At 35.1% G+C, this 18,066-nt stretch carries 16 protein-coding genes and 1 riboswitch; all 16 genes read right to left on the reverse strand.

Features of this window, described 5'->3' with window-relative positions:
• Positions 1-75 precede the first annotated feature (75 nt).
• Complete coding sequence (locus tag P0R33_RS10215) at positions 76-1,479, reverse strand: pyridoxal-dependent decarboxylase (protein WP_276175336.1); 1,404 nt, start codon at positions 1,477-1,479, stop codon at positions 76-78.
• A gap of 98 nt (positions 1,480-1,577) precedes the next feature.
• A complete protein-coding gene (locus tag P0R33_RS10220; RefSeq protein WP_276175337.1) occupies positions 1,578-2,801 on the reverse strand; it encodes a dicarboxylate/amino acid:cation symporter in 1,224 nt (407 codons plus the stop codon).
• A gap of 148 nt (positions 2,802-2,949) precedes the next feature.
• Positions 2,950-3,603 (reverse strand): class I SAM-dependent methyltransferase, encoded by a 654-nt coding sequence (locus P0R33_RS10225; protein ID WP_276175338.1) that lies wholly within the window; start codon positions 3,601-3,603, stop codon positions 2,950-2,952.
• Between the two features lie 240 nt (positions 3,604-3,843).
• Positions 3,844-4,800 carry a methylenetetrahydrofolate reductase [NAD(P)H] gene (gene metF, locus P0R33_RS10230; protein ID WP_276175339.1) on the reverse strand — a complete coding sequence of 319 codons (957 nt, stop codon included), beginning with the start codon at positions 4,798-4,800 and terminating at the stop codon, positions 3,844-3,846.
• Positions 4,801-4,867: 67 nt separating this feature from the next.
• On the reverse strand, positions 4,868-5,224 hold the full coding sequence (locus P0R33_RS10235) for a four helix bundle protein (RefSeq protein WP_276175340.1): 357 nt from the start codon (positions 5,222-5,224) through the stop codon (positions 4,868-4,870).
• A gap of 90 nt (positions 5,225-5,314) precedes the next feature.
• On the reverse strand, positions 5,315-7,990 hold the full coding sequence (gene metH, locus P0R33_RS10240; protein ID WP_276175341.1) for a methionine synthase: 2,676 nt from the start codon (positions 7,988-7,990) through the stop codon (positions 5,315-5,317).
• Positions 7,991-8,334: 344 nt separating this feature from the next.
• A complete protein-coding gene (locus P0R33_RS10245) occupies positions 8,335-8,637 on the reverse strand; it encodes a hypothetical protein (RefSeq protein WP_276175342.1) in 303 nt (100 codons plus the stop codon).
• A 32-nt stretch (positions 8,638-8,669) separates the two neighbouring features.
• Positions 8,670-9,674, reverse strand: coding sequence for a homocysteine S-methyltransferase family protein (locus P0R33_RS10250; protein WP_276175343.1), 1,005 nt, complete (start codon positions 9,672-9,674; stop codon positions 8,670-8,672).
• A 336-nt stretch (positions 9,675-10,010) separates the two neighbouring features.
• Positions 10,011-10,127: riboswitch (SAM riboswitch) on the reverse strand.
• Between the two features lie 162 nt (positions 10,128-10,289).
• On the reverse strand, positions 10,290-10,649 hold the full coding sequence (locus P0R33_RS10255) for a TfoX/Sxy family protein (protein WP_276175344.1): 360 nt from the start codon (positions 10,647-10,649) through the stop codon (positions 10,290-10,292).
• A 25-nt stretch (positions 10,650-10,674) separates the two neighbouring features.
• The gene (locus P0R33_RS10260) at positions 10,675-10,833 is read right to left on the reverse strand and encodes a hypothetical protein (protein WP_276175345.1); all 159 of its coding nucleotides are present in this window, start codon (positions 10,831-10,833) and stop codon (positions 10,675-10,677) included.
• 7 nt (positions 10,834-10,840) lie between these two features.
• Positions 10,841-11,572 carry a hypothetical protein gene (locus P0R33_RS10265; RefSeq protein WP_276175347.1) on the reverse strand — a complete coding sequence of 244 codons (732 nt, stop codon included), beginning with the start codon at positions 11,570-11,572 and terminating at the stop codon, positions 10,841-10,843.
• A gap of 227 nt (positions 11,573-11,799) precedes the next feature.
• The gene (locus P0R33_RS10270) at positions 11,800-12,852 is read right to left on the reverse strand and encodes an NAD(P)/FAD-dependent oxidoreductase (protein ID WP_274252254.1); all 1,053 of its coding nucleotides are present in this window, start codon (positions 12,850-12,852) and stop codon (positions 11,800-11,802) included.
• Positions 12,853-12,950: 98 nt separating this feature from the next.
• A complete protein-coding gene (locus P0R33_RS10275) occupies positions 12,951-13,532 on the reverse strand; it encodes a bifunctional precorrin-2 dehydrogenase/sirohydrochlorin ferrochelatase (RefSeq protein WP_276175348.1) in 582 nt (193 codons plus the stop codon).
• Between the two features lie 200 nt (positions 13,533-13,732).
• Positions 13,733-14,506, reverse strand: coding sequence for a uroporphyrinogen-III C-methyltransferase (gene cobA / locus P0R33_RS10280; protein WP_276175349.1), 774 nt, complete (start codon positions 14,504-14,506; stop codon positions 13,733-13,735).
• A complete protein-coding gene (locus tag P0R33_RS10285) occupies positions 14,499-16,589 on the reverse strand; it encodes a HEPN domain-containing protein (protein WP_276175350.1) in 2,091 nt (696 codons plus the stop codon). Before P0R33_RS10285 ends, cobA begins: the two co-directional genes overlap by 8 nt.
• A gap of 165 nt (positions 16,590-16,754) precedes the next feature.
• Positions 16,755-17,999 (reverse strand): GTP-binding protein, encoded by a 1,245-nt coding sequence (locus P0R33_RS10290; protein WP_276175351.1) that lies wholly within the window; start codon positions 17,997-17,999, stop codon positions 16,755-16,757.
• Between the last annotated feature and the right edge of the window lie 67 nt (positions 18,000-18,066).

Here is an 18,066-nt window from a genome sequence, read left to right on the forward strand (position 1 = left end):
AATACCTTGTTTTTTGTTTTTTTTTGTGTTAGTTAAGAGCCTGTTCCTTCAAACAGGCTCTTCTGTTTTAGATTATTATAATTGTTCAAAAACTTCAATCATTTCTTGAATTACAATTTTAATATCATTTTCTGAAGTTCTCCAATTTACAAAAGAAGCTCTAATTCCTTTTCGGTTTTGATACAATGTTGGTGTCATAAACACTTTTCCTCCGTCATTTAACTTGACTAAAAATTGAGATACTTTTTCTTGATTTTCAATTCCCTTTAAGGTAAAACAAACATTGTTTAGACGAATTGGAGCCAGTAATTCAAAATGTTCTTTTTCGATTAAAGCATTGGCAAAATGCAAAGCAAGCGAAATACTATTTTCTACTATATCTCTGTAACCATGTTTTCCATACGCTTTAAGCGAAAACCAAGCAGGCAATGCACGAAGTCTACGTGAATTTTCAGGAAGGACATTCAAATAATTAAAATTCTCTAACGGATTTCCTAGATAAGGCGCGTTCGAATTTTGAAATGTTTCTATTTGTAAATTAATATGTTCTTTTTTAATTAGATAGAAAGCACTTTCGTAAGGGACATTCAGCCATTTATGACAATCAATTGTGATGCTGTCTGCTCCTTCCCAACCCGCAACAAGATGTTTGTATTTTTCTGAAACTGCAGCAAATCCGCCAAATGCGGCGTCAATATGCCACCAAAATTTATACTTTTTTCTAAGTTTAGAAATAGCTTCAAAATCATCAAAATCGGCTGTGTTTACAGTTCCTGCACTCGAAATTAAAATGAAAGGTTTTCCATGTAAATGCTGAATGTTTTTTTCTAAATCAGCAATATCAATCGCTTCTCTATTACCTTCAGCAGTTTTTATTAAAGTATAATTCTGGCTTCCAACTCCAAGCATTGAGAGGGATTTTATAGAAGAAGAATGTGGCGTTGCAGTTAGAATATTCATTTTTTCTGAAATTCCGTGTTTAGCAAAATCTTTTCCGAATTGCGCTCCAAACCATTGTCTTGCCACGCCCAAATTCGTAAAATTAGACATCGTTGCGCCTGTCACAAATCCGCCAGAAAAGTCATTTGGCAAATTTAAAAGTTCTAAAAGAAGATTAATAGTTTCTGTTTCTATTAATGCAGAAACGCCTCCTTGCGCACTTAAAGCTTGCGGATTCTGATCGTAAACCGCAGCCAGCCAATCTCCAACAATTGATGCAGGAGTTGAACCACCCGTTACAAATCCCCAATATCTTGGTCCTGGCGAAGCCACCATTAAAGGCGCTAATCTTTGATTGAACTCTTCTAAAGCTTTCAACGAACCCAATCCAAGTTCATTTAATTCTTTTTGAGGATCTATCAAATATTTATTTGAGGTTGGAATCTCTTCCAGACTATTAAGAAAATCAATTCCTGTTTCTTTGGTTTTATCTAAAATATTTTGAAAATCGTTTAGATCGTGTTGTAATATTGAATTCATTTTATTCATCGTTGCTTAGTTTCACTCTGATTTATTCAGATGAAAACAGATTAAACTAATTGTTTTTAAAGTAAATAGAAAATTTTATGCTGACAAAGCTACCATTTGGTTTTTTCAGAAAATCTCGAAACCATCATAGAACAAATTACATCGCCGTTTGCATTTAACAAAGTAGCAATTGGATCAACGAGAGTTCCTAAAATCATGGCAACTGGCAAAGCTTGTTCCATCGGAAAACCATAAACAGTAATGGCTAAAATTTCGCCAATATAACCTCCATTCGGAATTCCACCTTCGACAATAGAAACTATAACTGTAATTCCTAAGGCTAAAAGAATGGTCATAGGATCTGAAAAATCTTTCCCAAACATGGCAAACAAAAAAGTGATTTTTAAAATGGATGACATACTCGATCCATCTTTATGCAAAGGTGCGCCAAGCGGAATTACCAAATTCCGAACATGCGCTGGAATTCCCATTTTTTCTGCTGCATCCAAATTTGCTGGAATAGTTGCAATACTGCTGCAAGTTCCAACTGCAGTTAAAGATGGCGTTATATTATTGCTCCAAAAAACCTTAAAAGCTCTTTTCCCGCCAGCAACAAGTGCATACAAACTAAAGAACACAAAAAAATAAAAAATACAAGCAGCATAATATACTGCCATTGGTTTTGCATAAACGCCTAGTAATTGTGGTCCGAAAACACCAACCTGATAAGCAAAATAAGCACCTAAACCAATTGGTGCCGATTTCATTATAATGTTTAAAAGCTGTTTCATAACCTCGTTTCCAGAATCTAGAAAACTCTTGAAAGCCTTTCCTTTTTCTCCCGATTGTAAGGTTGCGAAACCAATTAAAAAAGAAAAAATAATCAACGCCAGCATACTTTTTCGAGATAACAATTCGAAGAAGTCATTTGCAGTAAGCAATTTTGCAATTTGGTCTCCTGCCGATCCTGACGTTACTTCTTCAAACGGAACTTTCGCAATTGCAATATGTTCATGAATTGGAAAAAGATAAACAGCACAAATCATGACAATTGCCGAAATCAAAATCGTAGTAAGAAAAACCAAAATCATTATGACAAACAACTTTCCTAGTTTTTCTGTCCGTTCTAGATTTGCAATAGAAGAACCAATTGTAAAAAAGATAAGTGGAATAATGGCTGTAAAAAGTAAATTCAGGAAAATATCACCAAGTGGTTTTATCACTAAAACTTTTTCTCCGAAAACCAATCCAAAAACACTTCCGATTATAATTCCACCTAGAAGCAAAAGTATACTGCTGTAATTCTGCAAAAAATTGATTTTCTTAACTTCCATAATTTTAAAAGGATTATAATTCAGAAAGATTAAATAATAAAGTGATGAAAGTACTCAAAAACTCCGAGAATTATTTTTTGCCACAGATTAAAAGATTTAAAAGGATTTTTTAATCTGTGTAATCCTTATAATCTGTGGCAAAAAACTTTTATTTTTCCAGAACAATCGTTGTAAAAGCTCTATCAACCAATTCTCCTGTTTTGCTTTTTACTTTTTCGGTTTGTGTTTCTGTATACACAATTTTAAAATCCGATTTTTTGATTAATTCCTGCGCTTTTTCTGTACTATACAATTCAAATTCGAATTGCGTAAACGGAAGTTTCTTCATAAAATCTTCTTCGGCAAATGTTAGGCAGAAATTTCCATTTGGTTTTAAAACCCTGTAGATTTCTGAAAGTAATTCTTCAGGCTTCTGCCAAAAATAAATGGTATTTACAGTAAATATTTTATCGAATAACTCATCTTCAAACGGAATTGTATTTCCGTCATAAAGCGAAAAGAAAGCTTGTTTTTGGGAAACAAAATTTCGGTTAATCTGGCGTGCTTCCTGAAACATCAATTCCGACATTTCCAGTCCGTAGTATTTTAGATTTTTGGCTTGTTCAAACAAAAATTCTACGTGTCCTCCGTTTCCGTGGCCAAGTTCTAGGATTTTGTTTTCGTTTGAAATATTTAGATTCTGAACTGAATGTTTGGTCATATTGATGTTCGTTTCATTCATCATATTGCCCATTTCGATTCCTTTTTCTCCTGATGGATGTTTTAATTGAGAGGCTATGGCTTGTAGTTCTTCTTGTTTCATGACTCGAAAATTTAAGTATCTAAATTAAACAAAAATCCTTTGAGAATTTGCTAGCGGTTGAATTCAAATTTTACGTCATTTTTGTCATTCTGAGGAACGAAGAATCTTCGCAAGTAACTCCGTAACGTTTATCAATCTTTGTAGATTTAGCAACGAAGATTCTTCGTTCCTCAGAATGACAAACTATACTTGAATAACTTTGTCAAAGTTTAAAACTTTGACAAAGTTGATTGTGTATCTTTAAAAAACCTGACTTGCAATCTGGCGAATATTCTCAGATTTACCCATTGAATAATAGTGTAAAAATGGAACTCCTGCTGCTTTTAATTCTAATGACTGCTGAATTGCCCATTCGACTCCGACTTGTTTGATTTCAGCATTGTTTTTGCATTTATCAACGGCATCGATTAAATCTTCAGGTAAATCGATTCTGAAAATCTGCGGTAAAACTTGTAGATGTCTTTGAACGGCAATTGGCTTAATTCCAGGAATAATCGGAATTGTGATTCCCATTTCTCTTGCTTTTTCTACGAAAGCAAAATACTTCGAGTTGTCAAAAAACATTTGTGTTACCACATAATCAGCTCCTGCATCTACTTTTTCTTTTAATCTTTTTAAATCTGATTGTAATGAAGGAGATTCCAAATGTTTTTCAGGATAACCCGCAACACCAATACAGAAATCAGCTTTATTATCAGCATCCATTACTTCATGCAGATATTTTCCGCAATTTAAATCTTTGATTTGACGAACCAAATCAACTGCGTAATGATTTCCTCCTACTTTCGGCACAAAAGATTGTTCATCTTTCATGGCATCGCCGCGAAGCGCCATTACATTGTTGATTCCTAAATACTGACAATCAACCAGCATGTATTCGGTTTCTTCTTGTGTAAACCCTCCGCAAAGTAAATGCGGAACTGTATCTACATTGTATTTATGTTTTATAGAAGCGCAAATTCCCAGCGTTCCCGGACGCATACGAGTCAGTTTTTTGTCTAAAAGTCCGTTACCTTTATCAATATAAATGTACTCTTCACGAGAAGTGGTTACATCAATAAACGGCGGATTAAACTCCATTAACGGATCAATATTATCGTACAATTCCTGAATGCTTTTCCCCTTTTGAGGCGGAATAATTTCAAATGAGAATAATGTTTTTCCTTTGGCGTTTTCTATATGTTCTGTTACTTTCATTTTTTTTAGTTGATAGTTTTTGGTTGATTGTTGATGGTTCTTGCAAACTTCACAATTACAACTTCAACTATATTAATTTTTTATAGTAGTTAATAAAACCGTTTAATAACTTTTTACAAGTTTGAATCTGTGCTAACACAATATTAAATGTATTCTCATCAATATATTTTTGATCCAATGCCAAATAATACTGCGTTTCTAATTCATACAATGATCCTCGTGAAATATGAAGAAAGTGTATTGTTTCTTTTGATGTCTGTCGTCCACAACCTTCAGCAATATTTGACGGTATTGAAACAGCAGCTCTCCTCATTTGATTTGTCAATCCAAATAATTCTTCTTTCGGAAACAACTTAGAAGAATCATATAACAAATTCACCAACTTCCGCGCTTCCATCCAAACTTCCAATTTACTGTATTCCATTCTTTATTAGTTGTTGGTTGTTAGTTAAAAGTTGATAGTTTTAGATTCCGAGTAAGTCCGACAACCAAAAACCATCAACCATCAACTATTCTAATCTGCTATATTAGGGTTTAACCATTTCATGGCGTAATCCGTTGGAACATTGCGTCGTTTGGCGTAATCTACAACTTGATCTTCTTTTATTTTTCCGAGTCCGAAATAGCGGCTTTTTGGGTTTCCAAAATAATATCCTGAAACTGATGAAGCTGGCCACATCGCCATGCTTTCTGTCAAGGTAACTCCAATTTCTTCGGCTACATTTAAAAGTTTCCAAATGGTTGGTTTTTCCAAGTGATCTGGACAAGCGGGATAACCTGGAGCCGGGCGAATTCCTTTATAATTTTCTTTAATCAATTCTTCGTTGGTTAAAGATTCATCGACATCATAACCCCAGAAATCTTTACGTACTCTTTCGTGAAGATATTCGGCGAAAGCCTCAGCAAAACGATCGGCAAGTGCTTTTACCATAATCGAATTGTAATCGTCTAGATTCTTTTCGTATTCCGCAGCCCATTCGTCAACACCAAAACCAGTCGTTACGCAGAAAGCTCCCATATAATCTTCAATTCCGCTTTCTTTTGGCAGAATAAAATCGGCTAAAGCTATGTTTGGTGCGCCTTTTGTTTTTTGTGACTGCTGACGAAGCGTTAAAAATTTCTCTAAAACTTTTCCATTTTCATCACGCAATTCAATATCGTCATCATCAATCTGATTCGCAGGGAAAATTCCGTAAATACCTTTTGCCTTTAGTTTTTTCTCTTCTAAAATCACTTTAAGCATCGCTTGAGCATCTTTAAAAACAGAAGTTGCTTGTTCACCCACAACCTCATCCGTTAAAATTGCCGGATATTTTCCATACAATTCCCAAGTTTGAAAAAACGGTGTCCAGTCGATATATGGAACCAAAACATCCAACTCAACTTCGACAATTTGTTTGCCAATTACTTTAGGTTTAGTCGGTGTATATTCCGACCAATCCAATGGTAATTTGTTTTTACGGGCATCTTCAATCGTTAAGAAATTCTTGTCTCTCGAACGGTTCAAGAACGTTTCTCTAAAAGAATCGTATTCTGCGCGAATATCGGCAGCATATATTTTTCTATTATGATCTAACAGATTTCCTGCAACGGTAACGGCTCTGGAAGCATCGTTTACGTGAATTACAGTTTCTCTATATTGTGGCGCAATTTTCACGGCCGTATGCGCGCGCGAAGTGGTTGCCCCACCAATCATAATCGGGATTTTAATTCCTTGTTTATCTAATTCTTTGGCCAAATACACCATTTCGTCAAGCGAAGGCGTGATCAGTCCGCTTAATCCGATGATGTCAACATTGTGTTCAATCGCAGCCGAAATAATTTTTTCCGGAGGCACCATAACACCAAGATCTACAATCTCGTAATTGTTACAAGCCAAAACCACCGAAACGATGTTTTTACCAATATCGTGAACGTCGCCTTTTACAGTTGCCATCAGGATTTTTCCGTTTCCTTGTTTGTCTCCGGCTTGTTTGCTTGCTTCAATAAATGGCAATAAATAAGCGACCGCTTTTTTCATTACACGAGCCGATTTTACAACCTGAGGCAGGAACATTTTTCCGCTTCCGAATAAATCTCCAACGACATTCATTCCTGTCATTAAATTGATCTCGATAACTTCAATTGGTTTTGTTGCTGCTAAACGAGCTTCTTCAACATCTTCTTCGATAAAAGCATCAATTCCTTTTACTAATGAATGTGTAATACGTTCCTGAACCGTTCCAAAACGCCATTCCTGAACTACTTTTTCATCGCTCTTTGCTTCGCCTTTTACATTTTCTGCAAAATCCAAAAGTCGTTCTGTCGCATCGTCGCGTCTATCTAAAATTACGTCTTCAACATGTTCTAATAAATCTTTCGGAATATCATCGTAAATCGTAAGCATCTCTGGATTTACGATTCCCATCGTCATTCCGTTTTTAATCGCGTGGTATAAAAACACCGAGTGCATCGCTTCACGAACCGTATCATTTCCTCTAAAAGAAAACGAAACGTTACTTACTCCACCACTAATATGTGCGTGCGGAAGATTCTCACGAACCCATTTTGTTCCTCTAAAGAAATCTAAAGCGTTCAGTCTATGTTCTTCCATTCCCGTTGCAACTGGGAAAATATTCAAATCGAAAATAATATCCTGCGGAGGGAATCCTACTTTGTTCACCAAAATATCATACGAACGCTGACAAATCTCCACACGACGATCGTAATTATCGGCCTGACCAACTTCGTCAAATGCCATGATAATTGCCGCCGCGCCGTAACGTTTGATTAATCGTGCGTGGTGAATAAAAGCTTCTTCGCCTTCTTTTAACGAAATCGAGTTGACAACGCTTTTTCCCTGAACTACTTTAAGACCGGCTTCGATGATTTCCCATTTAGAACTGTCGATCATAATCGGCACTCTCGAAATGTCTGGTTCTGCAGCAATTAAATTCAAAAATTTAGTCATCGCAGTAACACCGTCAAGCATTCCTTCATCCATATTAATATCGATGATTTGTGCTCCACCTTCTACTTGCTGTCTTGCAATATCAAGCGCCTCGTCATATTTCTCTTCCTTGATTAATCTTAGGAATTTTCTTGAACCTGTTACGTTTGTACGCTCACCAACATTCACGAAAACACTTTCCGGCGTAATAATCAACGGTTCTAATCCTGATAATACGAGGTCTCTTCTTTTTTCTGTCATTTTTTTTTAAGTTTCTACCCCGATAGCTATCGGGGCTGAGATACTAAGGTTCTAAGTTTTTTATTCTATTTCTTTTAGGTTTTTAAACCTGTAATCTTTTTAATAATTTGGGCGTGTCCCTCCGGGCCGGGCTATCCGTTACAAGTCCTCGCTCTTCCTTCGTCAGGCTGTGGGCTTTTCACTTCTATCCCTCACGCAGATTCGGTTTCAATTGTCATTATGAGTAACGAAACAAATTCAACCTTTTTTCTGAATCCTCATTTTTGTCATTCCGACGAAGGAGGAATCTTCGTTAGTTATTTACATTATGTAGATTCCTCCTTCGTCGGAATCATAATTATACTTTATGATTTTTTAAAATCAATATTTAAATCTCCATTTTGTATATCACTATACCAACCATCAATAGATAATTTGTATTTATAATCTTTTGGAAGAATTTCAATTAGATCTTTAACAATTGATTGTATTAATTCAATGTGATCAGTCGGCTTACCTTCTGGATGTAATATTATTGACAAGAGACCTTTTTTAAAACTATAATAAAATAAATTCCCGTAAGAACTCCAATCTTTATATTTCCCATATTTCTTAAATGAATATTTTATCATTAACTCATCCAATAAATCAAAATGCTCCTCTTCCATTTCAACATTCTTAAATTAATTAAACAACAATTCTACTCAAAAACCGGCGCAACTCTTGGCTTATAATCCTTCGCAACCTCAGCCATTAATCGAATATGATCTGGAGTTGTTCCGCAACAACCTCCAATAATATTGATTAAATTATCTTCTAAATATTCTTTAATGAATACCTGAGTCTGTTCTGGCGTTTCATCGTATTGTCCGAAAGCGTTTGGCAATCCTGCATTTGGATGCGCCGAAACATTAAAACTTGTATTATGTGCCAATGTTTTTAAATATGGTTTCAGCAAATCGGCTCCAAGTGCGCAATTGAATCCTACGCTTAATAACGGAATATGTGAAACTGAAATCAAAAACGCTTCAACTGTTTGTCCAGAAAGTGTTCTTCCCGAAGCATCGGTAATTGTTCCTGAAACCATAATTGGAATATCAAGATTACGTTCTTCTTTTACTTCTTCAATGGCAAAAAGCGCAGCTTTTGCATTTAATGTATCGAAAATCGTTTCTACTAAAAGCAAATCACAGCCACCGTCCATTAAAGCTTCTGCTTGTTGTTTGTACGCAATTCGTAAATCGTCAAACGTTACGGCTCTGTAACCTGGATCGTTTACGTCTGGTGACATACTTGCTGTACGGTTTGTTGGTCCGATTGAGCCCGCTACGAAACGCGGTTTTTCTGGATTTTTAGCAGTAAACTCATCGGCTACTTGTCTTGCGATTTTAGCCGATTCGTAGTTTAACTCGTAAACCAAATCTTCCATGTGATAATCGGCCATACCGATTGTCGTTCCTGAGAAGGTATTGGTTTCTACAATGTCAGCACCAGCTTCATAATAAGCGGCATGTACATCGCGGATCGCTTGCGGTTGTGTTAAGGATAGTAAATCGTTATTTCCTTTTAACGGATGTGGAAAATCTTTGAAACGCTCTCCTCTGAAATCTTCTTCTGAGAAATTATAGCGTTGCAACATTGTTCCCATTGCTCCATCTAGGATTAGGATATTTTTTTTTATTGCTTCTTGAATTGTTATTGCCATGTCTTTTTTTCTTTAACTTCTAAGATACTAAGGTTCTAAGATGCTAAGTTTTTTTTATTATGATTGTGAAGTTTAAACCTAACAGGTTTTAAAAACCTGTTAGGTTTGCTTCGGATATTTTTTTCACATTAATTCCAAAAACACACTATTGCTGGCTCATTAGCCCCGATTGAAGTGGAAATTATTTTGTCTGCCGCGGCGGACAAAATGATTGCAACGAAAAGCGGGAACTATTGACTGCAAAAATGCGCCAATGATTCGCTCCTGATACAGAATCTGTTTCAGTAAATATTGTATGTTGTCTGGAAAAGTTTTGAGAAATACTTGTGTGTATTTGTGTTATCTATCTTGAATACTAAAAATGCAGTATAAAAGTAGAATTTAGCACCTTCTTTATGGTAAAGGGTTGCTAAGGTTTCATCGGGTCTATCCCTCCGCCTTTCGTGATAACGAACAATAATTTTAAGAACAGTGCAAAGGTATGAAATGGCAATTCGATTTGCAAATGTTTTTTTCTAAGGTACTGAGGGACTAAGATGCTAAGGTTCTAAGGTTAGAAATCTAGTTATGTTTTATTTGGTTTAAGAATTTATTCCTAAATTCTCGAAACTGTCATTATTTTTTTTTACTTGCTCTTGCAATAGGATTAAAATCTAAACAAAGTTGAAGCCAATATTCCATATCCTGATTTCTTGTCCAGCCAATTTCGGTAATAAAAACATAATTTTTCATTGGCTTTTCGGCATTTGGCATTGGTAATACATCGTCTCTTTCTATCGCTTTAAAATAATCTGCATCATCTATTCTGCATAGCAAAAGGTTTTCTCCGACTTTTTTGTCTAAGCGAGTTCCACAGCATAATTTGTCATCTACCATGAAAACAATACCACCAAACATTTTCTTTTCAAAAAAATCTGCTTCTTTATGCTGGAGAAACGTTCTAATTCTCTTTACATTATCTTCGTCGAAAGCCATACTTTTAGTTTCTAAGGTTCTGAATTTACAGTTTATTCTCTTTTCGAGGCTTATATTTTAAGAACACTTTCATCACTTCTTCATGTTCTATGAATTCATTATTTTCTGCCTGAACAAGTCCAATTTCAATTTCTTCTCTTTCTTCAATTTCTTCTTTCGATAGATTTTCAAACCAATCTTCCATAAGTACATTATCTATAATATGTTATTTCAAAATTTTGTACCTGATTTAGATAAAAATAATTTGTAATCAATTTTTCTAAAATATCGATTTTCTCTTGAAGTCGTTTTCCTCTTTTGCTTCCTTCCCCCTTTCCATCTCTAGCATCATCTTGATTATATGGATCCTGACTTTCTTCGTCTGCAACATATTGAATCAACGCTTTGATATACAAATCTTTTTGTTTTTTAAAATTGTATTTCTTTTCGTAATATTCTTTTCTCAATTTTAATTGGTAAATTGAATATTCCACAGAGGCATTTAATCTTTTATGTTGATGGCCAAAATAAGTTCCACCGTAATTTAATTCCCCATAAAGTCCGTTTATTGCTCTATATAATTTAATTAATGTTTCTCTTTCTGTTTTGAACTCTTTTTCTCCATTTTTTTGTTTAAGATAATAAGTATATATTAAACAAAATGAGTCTTCACCTGCTTCACTGCCAAATGTTATATCTTCTTTTTCTCCTTTTTCATTGATATAATATTGCCATGAAGTTCCTGCATAAGATTCTTCTGGATTTGAAGGGAAATCTGTCTTAAAAACAGGGAAAAGTTTTTCTATTTTGTTCAATTTATTTCTGGAAATTAATACTGAATCAGTACCTTCTTCAACATAAATAAGAACCTTTTCTTTTTCAAGCTTTAAATCGTCGTACAAATGTGGCAGACATGTTGTATCCTTTTTTTCAGATATTTTCACTTTAGCTTTTACTGGTTCTTTTTTTGTTTTTTGGCATCCCATTACAAAACTCAAAAAAACCAAGATCAGAATTATTATGTTTCTCATTTACTCCTTAAATAAATTTTTGATTAAAGATATAGATTAAGTCATTACATTTTAAAAAGAAAAAGCTCAAACTAAAAGTTTGAGCTTTCTATATAAAAAAACCTTAGCGTCTTAGTCCCTTAGAACCTCAGCACCTCAGATTAAACAATTGCTTTCACAACTGCTTTTGGAGCTTCTTTACGAGTTCCGTCGAAACCATCTACTCCTGAAACTGTTGTATATTTCAATACGTATTTTTTTCCTGGATTGATGATTCCGTAAGCGGCTTGGCACATTAAAGTTGCTTCGTGGAATCCGCAAAGGATTAACTTTAATTTTCCTGGATATGTGTTTACGTCTCCAATTGCGAAGATTCCCGGAATGTTAGTTTGGTAATCTAATGCATTGTTTACTTTAATGGCATTTTTCTCGATTTCTAATCCCCAGTCTCCAATTGGACCTAATTTTGGTGTTAATCCGAAAAGTGGAATGAAATAGTCACAGTCGATTTTACGGTGTGCGCCGTTTTCTTCGATGTCTAATGACTCAACATGCTCAGCACCATTGATTCCGATAACTTCTGCCGGAGTGATTAATTTAATTTTTCCAGCTGATTTTAATTCCTGTACTTTTTCTACAGAATCTAAAGCTCCTCTGAACTCGTTTCTTCTGTGAATCAAAGTTACTTCTGAAGCTACATTTGCCAAGAAAATTGACCAGTCTAAAGCTGAATCTCCTCCTCCTGCAATAACAACTCTTTTGTCTCTGAATTTCTCAGGATTTTTGATGAAGTATTTTACTCCTTTATCTTCATAAAACTCGATATCTTCAATAAGTGGTTTACGAGGCTCAAAACTTCCTAAACCTCCAGCAATTGCGATAACTGGCGCATGGAATTTAGTTCCTTTGTTTGATGTTACAATGAATGTTCCGTCTTCTTGCTTTTCAACTGTTTCAGCACGTTCTCCTAAAGTAAATCCTGGCTCAAATTGTTTGATTTGCTCCATTAATCCGTCAACTAAGTCTCCGGCTAATACTTCTGGAAATCCAGGAATATCATAAATTGGCTTTTTTGGATATAACTCTGATAGTTGTCCTCCCGGTTGTGGAAGTGCATCTAAAATGTGGCATTTTAATTTTAACAATCCTGCCTCGAAAACGGCAAATAAACCTGTTGGGCCTGCTCCAATTATAAGTATATCTGTTTTAATCATTATGTTGTTGTTTATAATCATTCTTAATAACGCAAAGAAACGAATAAATCCTTGTACTTTCAATGATTTTTGTCATTTATTTCTTTTACGAAACTTTTTTACTCTTTATTTTTTAATGAAGAGGTAATCTCATTCATTCTTTTAACCTTTTCTTCGAAATTGCCTTTTAGGGTTTTTCTGTATTCATTTAGATTCTCAACCATTTGATTGATATCTTCAGGAATTACTTCTTCGAAAAACTCACGTAATCTCTTTGCTGTTGTTGGTGATTTTCCGTTAGTAGAAATAGCAATTTTGACATTTCCTTTTGTTACGATTCCGCCTAAATAGTAGTCACATAAATCTGGCGTATCAGCAATATTGCATATCAAATAACGTTTTCTCGCCAAATCGTAAACCTTTTTATTTACTTTCAAATCGTCTGTACAGGCAATTACCATATGACGCTTTCTGAGCATTTTCTTTTTGAATTTTTTTTCCGTCAATTTAATTGAAGGATGTTTTTCTGCTAAAACCTTAATTTCTAAATGAAAATCTGGCGCTACAACCTCAACATTTGCATTCGGACTTGATTTTAGCAAGAAAGAAAGCTTTTCCAGACCTACATTTCCTCCGCCGACAATTAATACATTTAAATTGTGAAGCTTTAGAAATATTGGATATAATTCGTTTTGTTCCATTTTAATTTTTTGTTTCGTCGAAATTAATGAATTCTGACGTTACAATATTCATCAGATTAAAATCCGATTTTATATACTATGCGTTCCCAAGGTTGAAACCTTGGGCTATGTTTTCCAATCTTTCGATTCCCTGGAGTAAAATCCAGTGCTACAATATGAATCGTTCCTTCTCCCTTGGGTTGAAACCCAAGGCTATGTTTTTATCTTGAAATTTCTTTTGATAGAAATTCTTCGTAAAATCCTTTTAGTTTATGGCTTTCGCGGACAACTTCCCCTAAAACAATAATCGCTGGTGAACCTAATTCTTTTTGTTTTACAACTTCTAAAATCGAATCAACTTTTCCAACTCCAACTTTTTCTTCTGCTGTTGTTCCGTTTTGAATGATCGCAACGGGTAAATTTCCTTTATCTTCTTTTTGAAACAAATCGATGATTTGAGACAATTTGTGCATTCCCATCAAAATCACAACGGTTGCAGAAGATTGTGCTGCTAAAGCTACATCTGAAGATAATTTTCTATCAGAAGTTGTTCCCGTAATTGCCCAAAAGCTTTCTGAAACTCCTCTTTTTGTAATTGAAATTCCCTGACTTCCTGGAACGGCAACTACTGATGAAATTCCTGGAACTACGATTGTTTCAATTCCGAAACTTTCTGCAAAATCAATTTCTTCTCCGCCTCTTCCAAAAATAAATGGATCTCCGCCTTTTAATCGAACTACGTTTCCGTAAGTCAAAGCATTATCTACAATCAATTGATTGATTTGATCTTGCGTGTAAGCATGATTTCCGATTCTTTTTCCAACAAAAATCCGAATTGCATTTTTAGGTGCATAATCTAGAATCTCTTCGTTGGCCAAAGAGTCGTATAAAACCACATTTGCTTCAGCCAATGCTTTTACAGCTTTTAGCGTAAGTAAATCGGGATCGCCCGGACCTGCACCGACTAAAGTTATTTTGGGTTTTATATTATGCATTTGCTAATTCCTGTGCTCTGAAAGTTTCGATTTTATCAAAGAAAACAGTCGCTTGCGCAATGTAATCTTTAGCGAAAGCTTCAGATGGTTCATTTTTATTGATTTGGTAAACCAAGTCTTTAAAAGTTGAGTTTAATTCTATTTTATTTGTGTCAATGAAAACAGTATCAAACAAATCTACAATTCCTGCGTGGTGGTTTGTTTTTTGGTTTTCTGCCAATAACAATGCTTTTGCACCATTTACAAATCCAGCGTAAGCATGATAAATTGCATCTGACCATTTTTTCTCGTCGAAAGATTCCTGAGCCAAGATCAATTTTTCTTTAGCTTCAAACAATAATGTCGCCACTAAATCGATCACTACTCCAGCACATTCTCCAACTCCAACTGCTTTTACGTAATTGTCTGCATTACCCCAATCTACAAAATCAGCTTCTGTTAAATTGGTTACATCTGCGTAAGGTTTTAAGATTTCGTAGAAATATTTTTCTCCTTTTGTATCATAATAATCTAGGAATTTTTGTCCGCTTCCGTTGGCATCAAAATCATTTAATATGGTACGCAACGCATCAGGACCTCTACGGCTAGGCACTTTAATTACTTTATCAGCAAAACGTCCTGCTCCGTTTCCTAATCTTCCTCCTCCCAATAAAACTTGTAAAGCCGGAGCCACTAGTTTTCCTGAGTTGATAGACATTCCTTGGAATCCAATTGCAGACATATTATGTTGTCCGCAGGCATTCATACAACCTGAAATTTTAATTTCGATTTCGCGATTGTTTAAATATTGTGGATATTCTGCACTTAAAACTCTTTCTAATTCTTCGGCAATACCTGTACTGCTTGCAATCCCCAAATTACAAGTATCAGTACCCGGACATGCCGTAATATCTCCAACTGAATTATATCCTAATTGAACAAAATCCAATTTGGCTAATTCTTGATAAAAGAAAGGTAAATTCTCTTCTTTTATGTGACGTATTACAATATTTTGACGCAATGAAAAACGCAATTCATTTGCTCCGTAATTCTTAATTAAATCGGCTAACAATCTTGCTTTATCCGTATAAAAATCTCCTAATAAAACTTTGATCCCGATAGCATAATAACCGTCTTGTTTCTGTTTGATAACATTCGATTTTTTCCACGCTTCATATGCTGCAGTATCTTCGATTGTAACTTGCGGAACTTCTAATACTGGTTCTGGAATTGGACCATCAAAAGCTGTTGTATCAATTTCGTATGTTTCAAAAGCGATGGCTTTTTTCTCTTGTTCAACCAAATCAAGGAAAACATCTCTTCCCATTTCTTTGATTAAGAATTTCATACGCGCTTTCATTCTTTTTGCACGTTCTCCGTATCTGTCGAAAATACGTATAATTCCTTCTGCTGTTGGAATGATTTCGTTTACCGGAACGAATTCCGAAAGTAATTCGGCGTGTGCTGGCTGAGATCCTAAACCTCCACCAAACATGATTTTGAAACCTTTTTGTCCGTCTTTAATTTTCGGAATAAATCCTAAATCGTGCAAGTAACTCAAAGCAGTATCTTCGTCTGAAGAAGAGAACGAAATTTTGAATTTACGCCCCATTTCCTGACAGATTGGATTTCTTAACAAATATTGAAAAAGTCCGTGTGCGTATGGCGAAACATCAAATGGTTCGTTTACATCGACACCAGCCAATTCGCTTCCTGTAATATTTCTAACTGTGTTTCCGCAAGCTTCACGAAGCGTAATATCGTCTTTAGCCAAATCTGCCCAAAGTTCTGGTGTTCTGTCTAAACTCACATAGTGAATCTGGATATCCTGACGCGTTGTAATGTGCAAACGTCCTGTAGAATATTCATCAGAAACCTGAGTAATACGCACCAATTGCTCGCTGGTCACTTTACCATAAGGCAATTTGATACGAATCATTTGAACGCCTTCCTGACGTTGCCCATAAATTCCACGCGCTAAACGAAGACTACGAAAACGCTCATCATCAATTTTTCCTCCACGGAATAAATGAATCTTTTTTTCTAATTCGATAATCTCCTTCTGAACTACCGGATTTTCTATTTCTGTTCTAAAACTTTCCATTTCTCTTTTTCGCTTTAGGCTTTAAGCTTTAGGCTCTAAGCTTTTTAAACTTTGTGTTTTTCTTGCTTTTGGCTTTAGGCAATAAGCTATAAGCTTTCTTGCGAGCCTTTTATACGTTTTTGCTAAAAGCTTAAAGCCTATAGCTTATTGCTTACAGCAGTGAAACTACCTAATAAATCCTACTCCTGCTGTTGTGTTTGTTGCTGTATCAATTAAGATAAAAGCTCCGTTTGATTTGTTTTCATTGTATGAATCAAAATATAACGGTTTGCTTAATTTGATCGTTACTTCTCCAATTTCGTTGATTGCTAATTGTGAAGCTTCTGTCGTTCCTGAGTAATCTGTAGCAATTGTATTTTTAATGCTTTCTACTTTTGCTAAAACTCTGTTTGTATTGTGTTGTACTAAATATTTAGTTCCTGGAACCAATTTTTTACTGTCCATCCAGCAAACTGTTGTGGTAATGTCTTTTTCAATTTTTGGAAGCTCGCTTGATTTTACAATCATATCACCTCTCGTAACATTGATATCATTTTCTAATTCGATTGTAATCGAAGAACCCGCAACGGCTTCATCAAATGTTTTATCGAAAAAGTGAATTTTAGATACTTTTGACTCTGTTAAAGAAGGAAGAACTGTTACAGCATCTCCGACTTTAATTGAGTTTCCGTATAATTTCCCTGCATAACCTCTAAAATCATGGTATTCTTCTGTTTTCGGACGAATAACTGTCTGAACTGGGAAACGCGCTTTTCCTGCTTCGTAAACATCATGAGAATGTAATCCTTCTAAATGTTCTAAAACAGTTTGTCCATCGTACCAAGGCATATTTTCTGATTTATCAACCACGTTTCCGCCATTGATTGCACTTAAAGGAATGTAGCTTACGTTTTGCTCTTTGAATGTGCTTTTTGCATTTAATGCCTGAAAATCAGCTTTGATTTTATTGAAAACTTCTTCAGAATAATCAACTAAATCCATTTTGTTGATGGCAACGATTACTTCTTTTACTCTCAATAAATTATTAATGAAAAAGTGACGGTATGTTTGCTCGATAACTCCTTTTCTAGCATCGATCAAAATGATGGAAACCTGAGAAGTCGAAGCTCCTGTAACCATGTTTCTTGTATATTCTACGTGCCCTGGAGTATCGGCAATAATGTAACTTTTCTTTGCAGTCGAAAAATAAATATGCGCAACATCAATTGTGATTCCTTGTTCTCTCTCAGCTACTAAACCGTCAGTTGCCAAAGAAAAATCAAGATAATCGTATCCTTTTTGTTTACTGCTTTTTTCGATTGCTTCTATTTTATCAGTCGTCAATGATTTTGTATCGTACAATAATCTCCCGATCAAAGTACTTTTTCCGTCATCTACACTTCCTGCTGTTGCTATTTTTAAAACTTCCATTCTTTTTATGTTGTTGGTTGTTGGTTTATGGTTGTTGGTTTTTCTAAAACATCAACTAAAACCATCA

This window comes from Flavobacterium sp. YJ01 (assembly GCF_029320955.1).
Lineage (GTDB): Bacteria > Bacteroidota > Bacteroidia > Flavobacteriales > Flavobacteriaceae > Flavobacterium.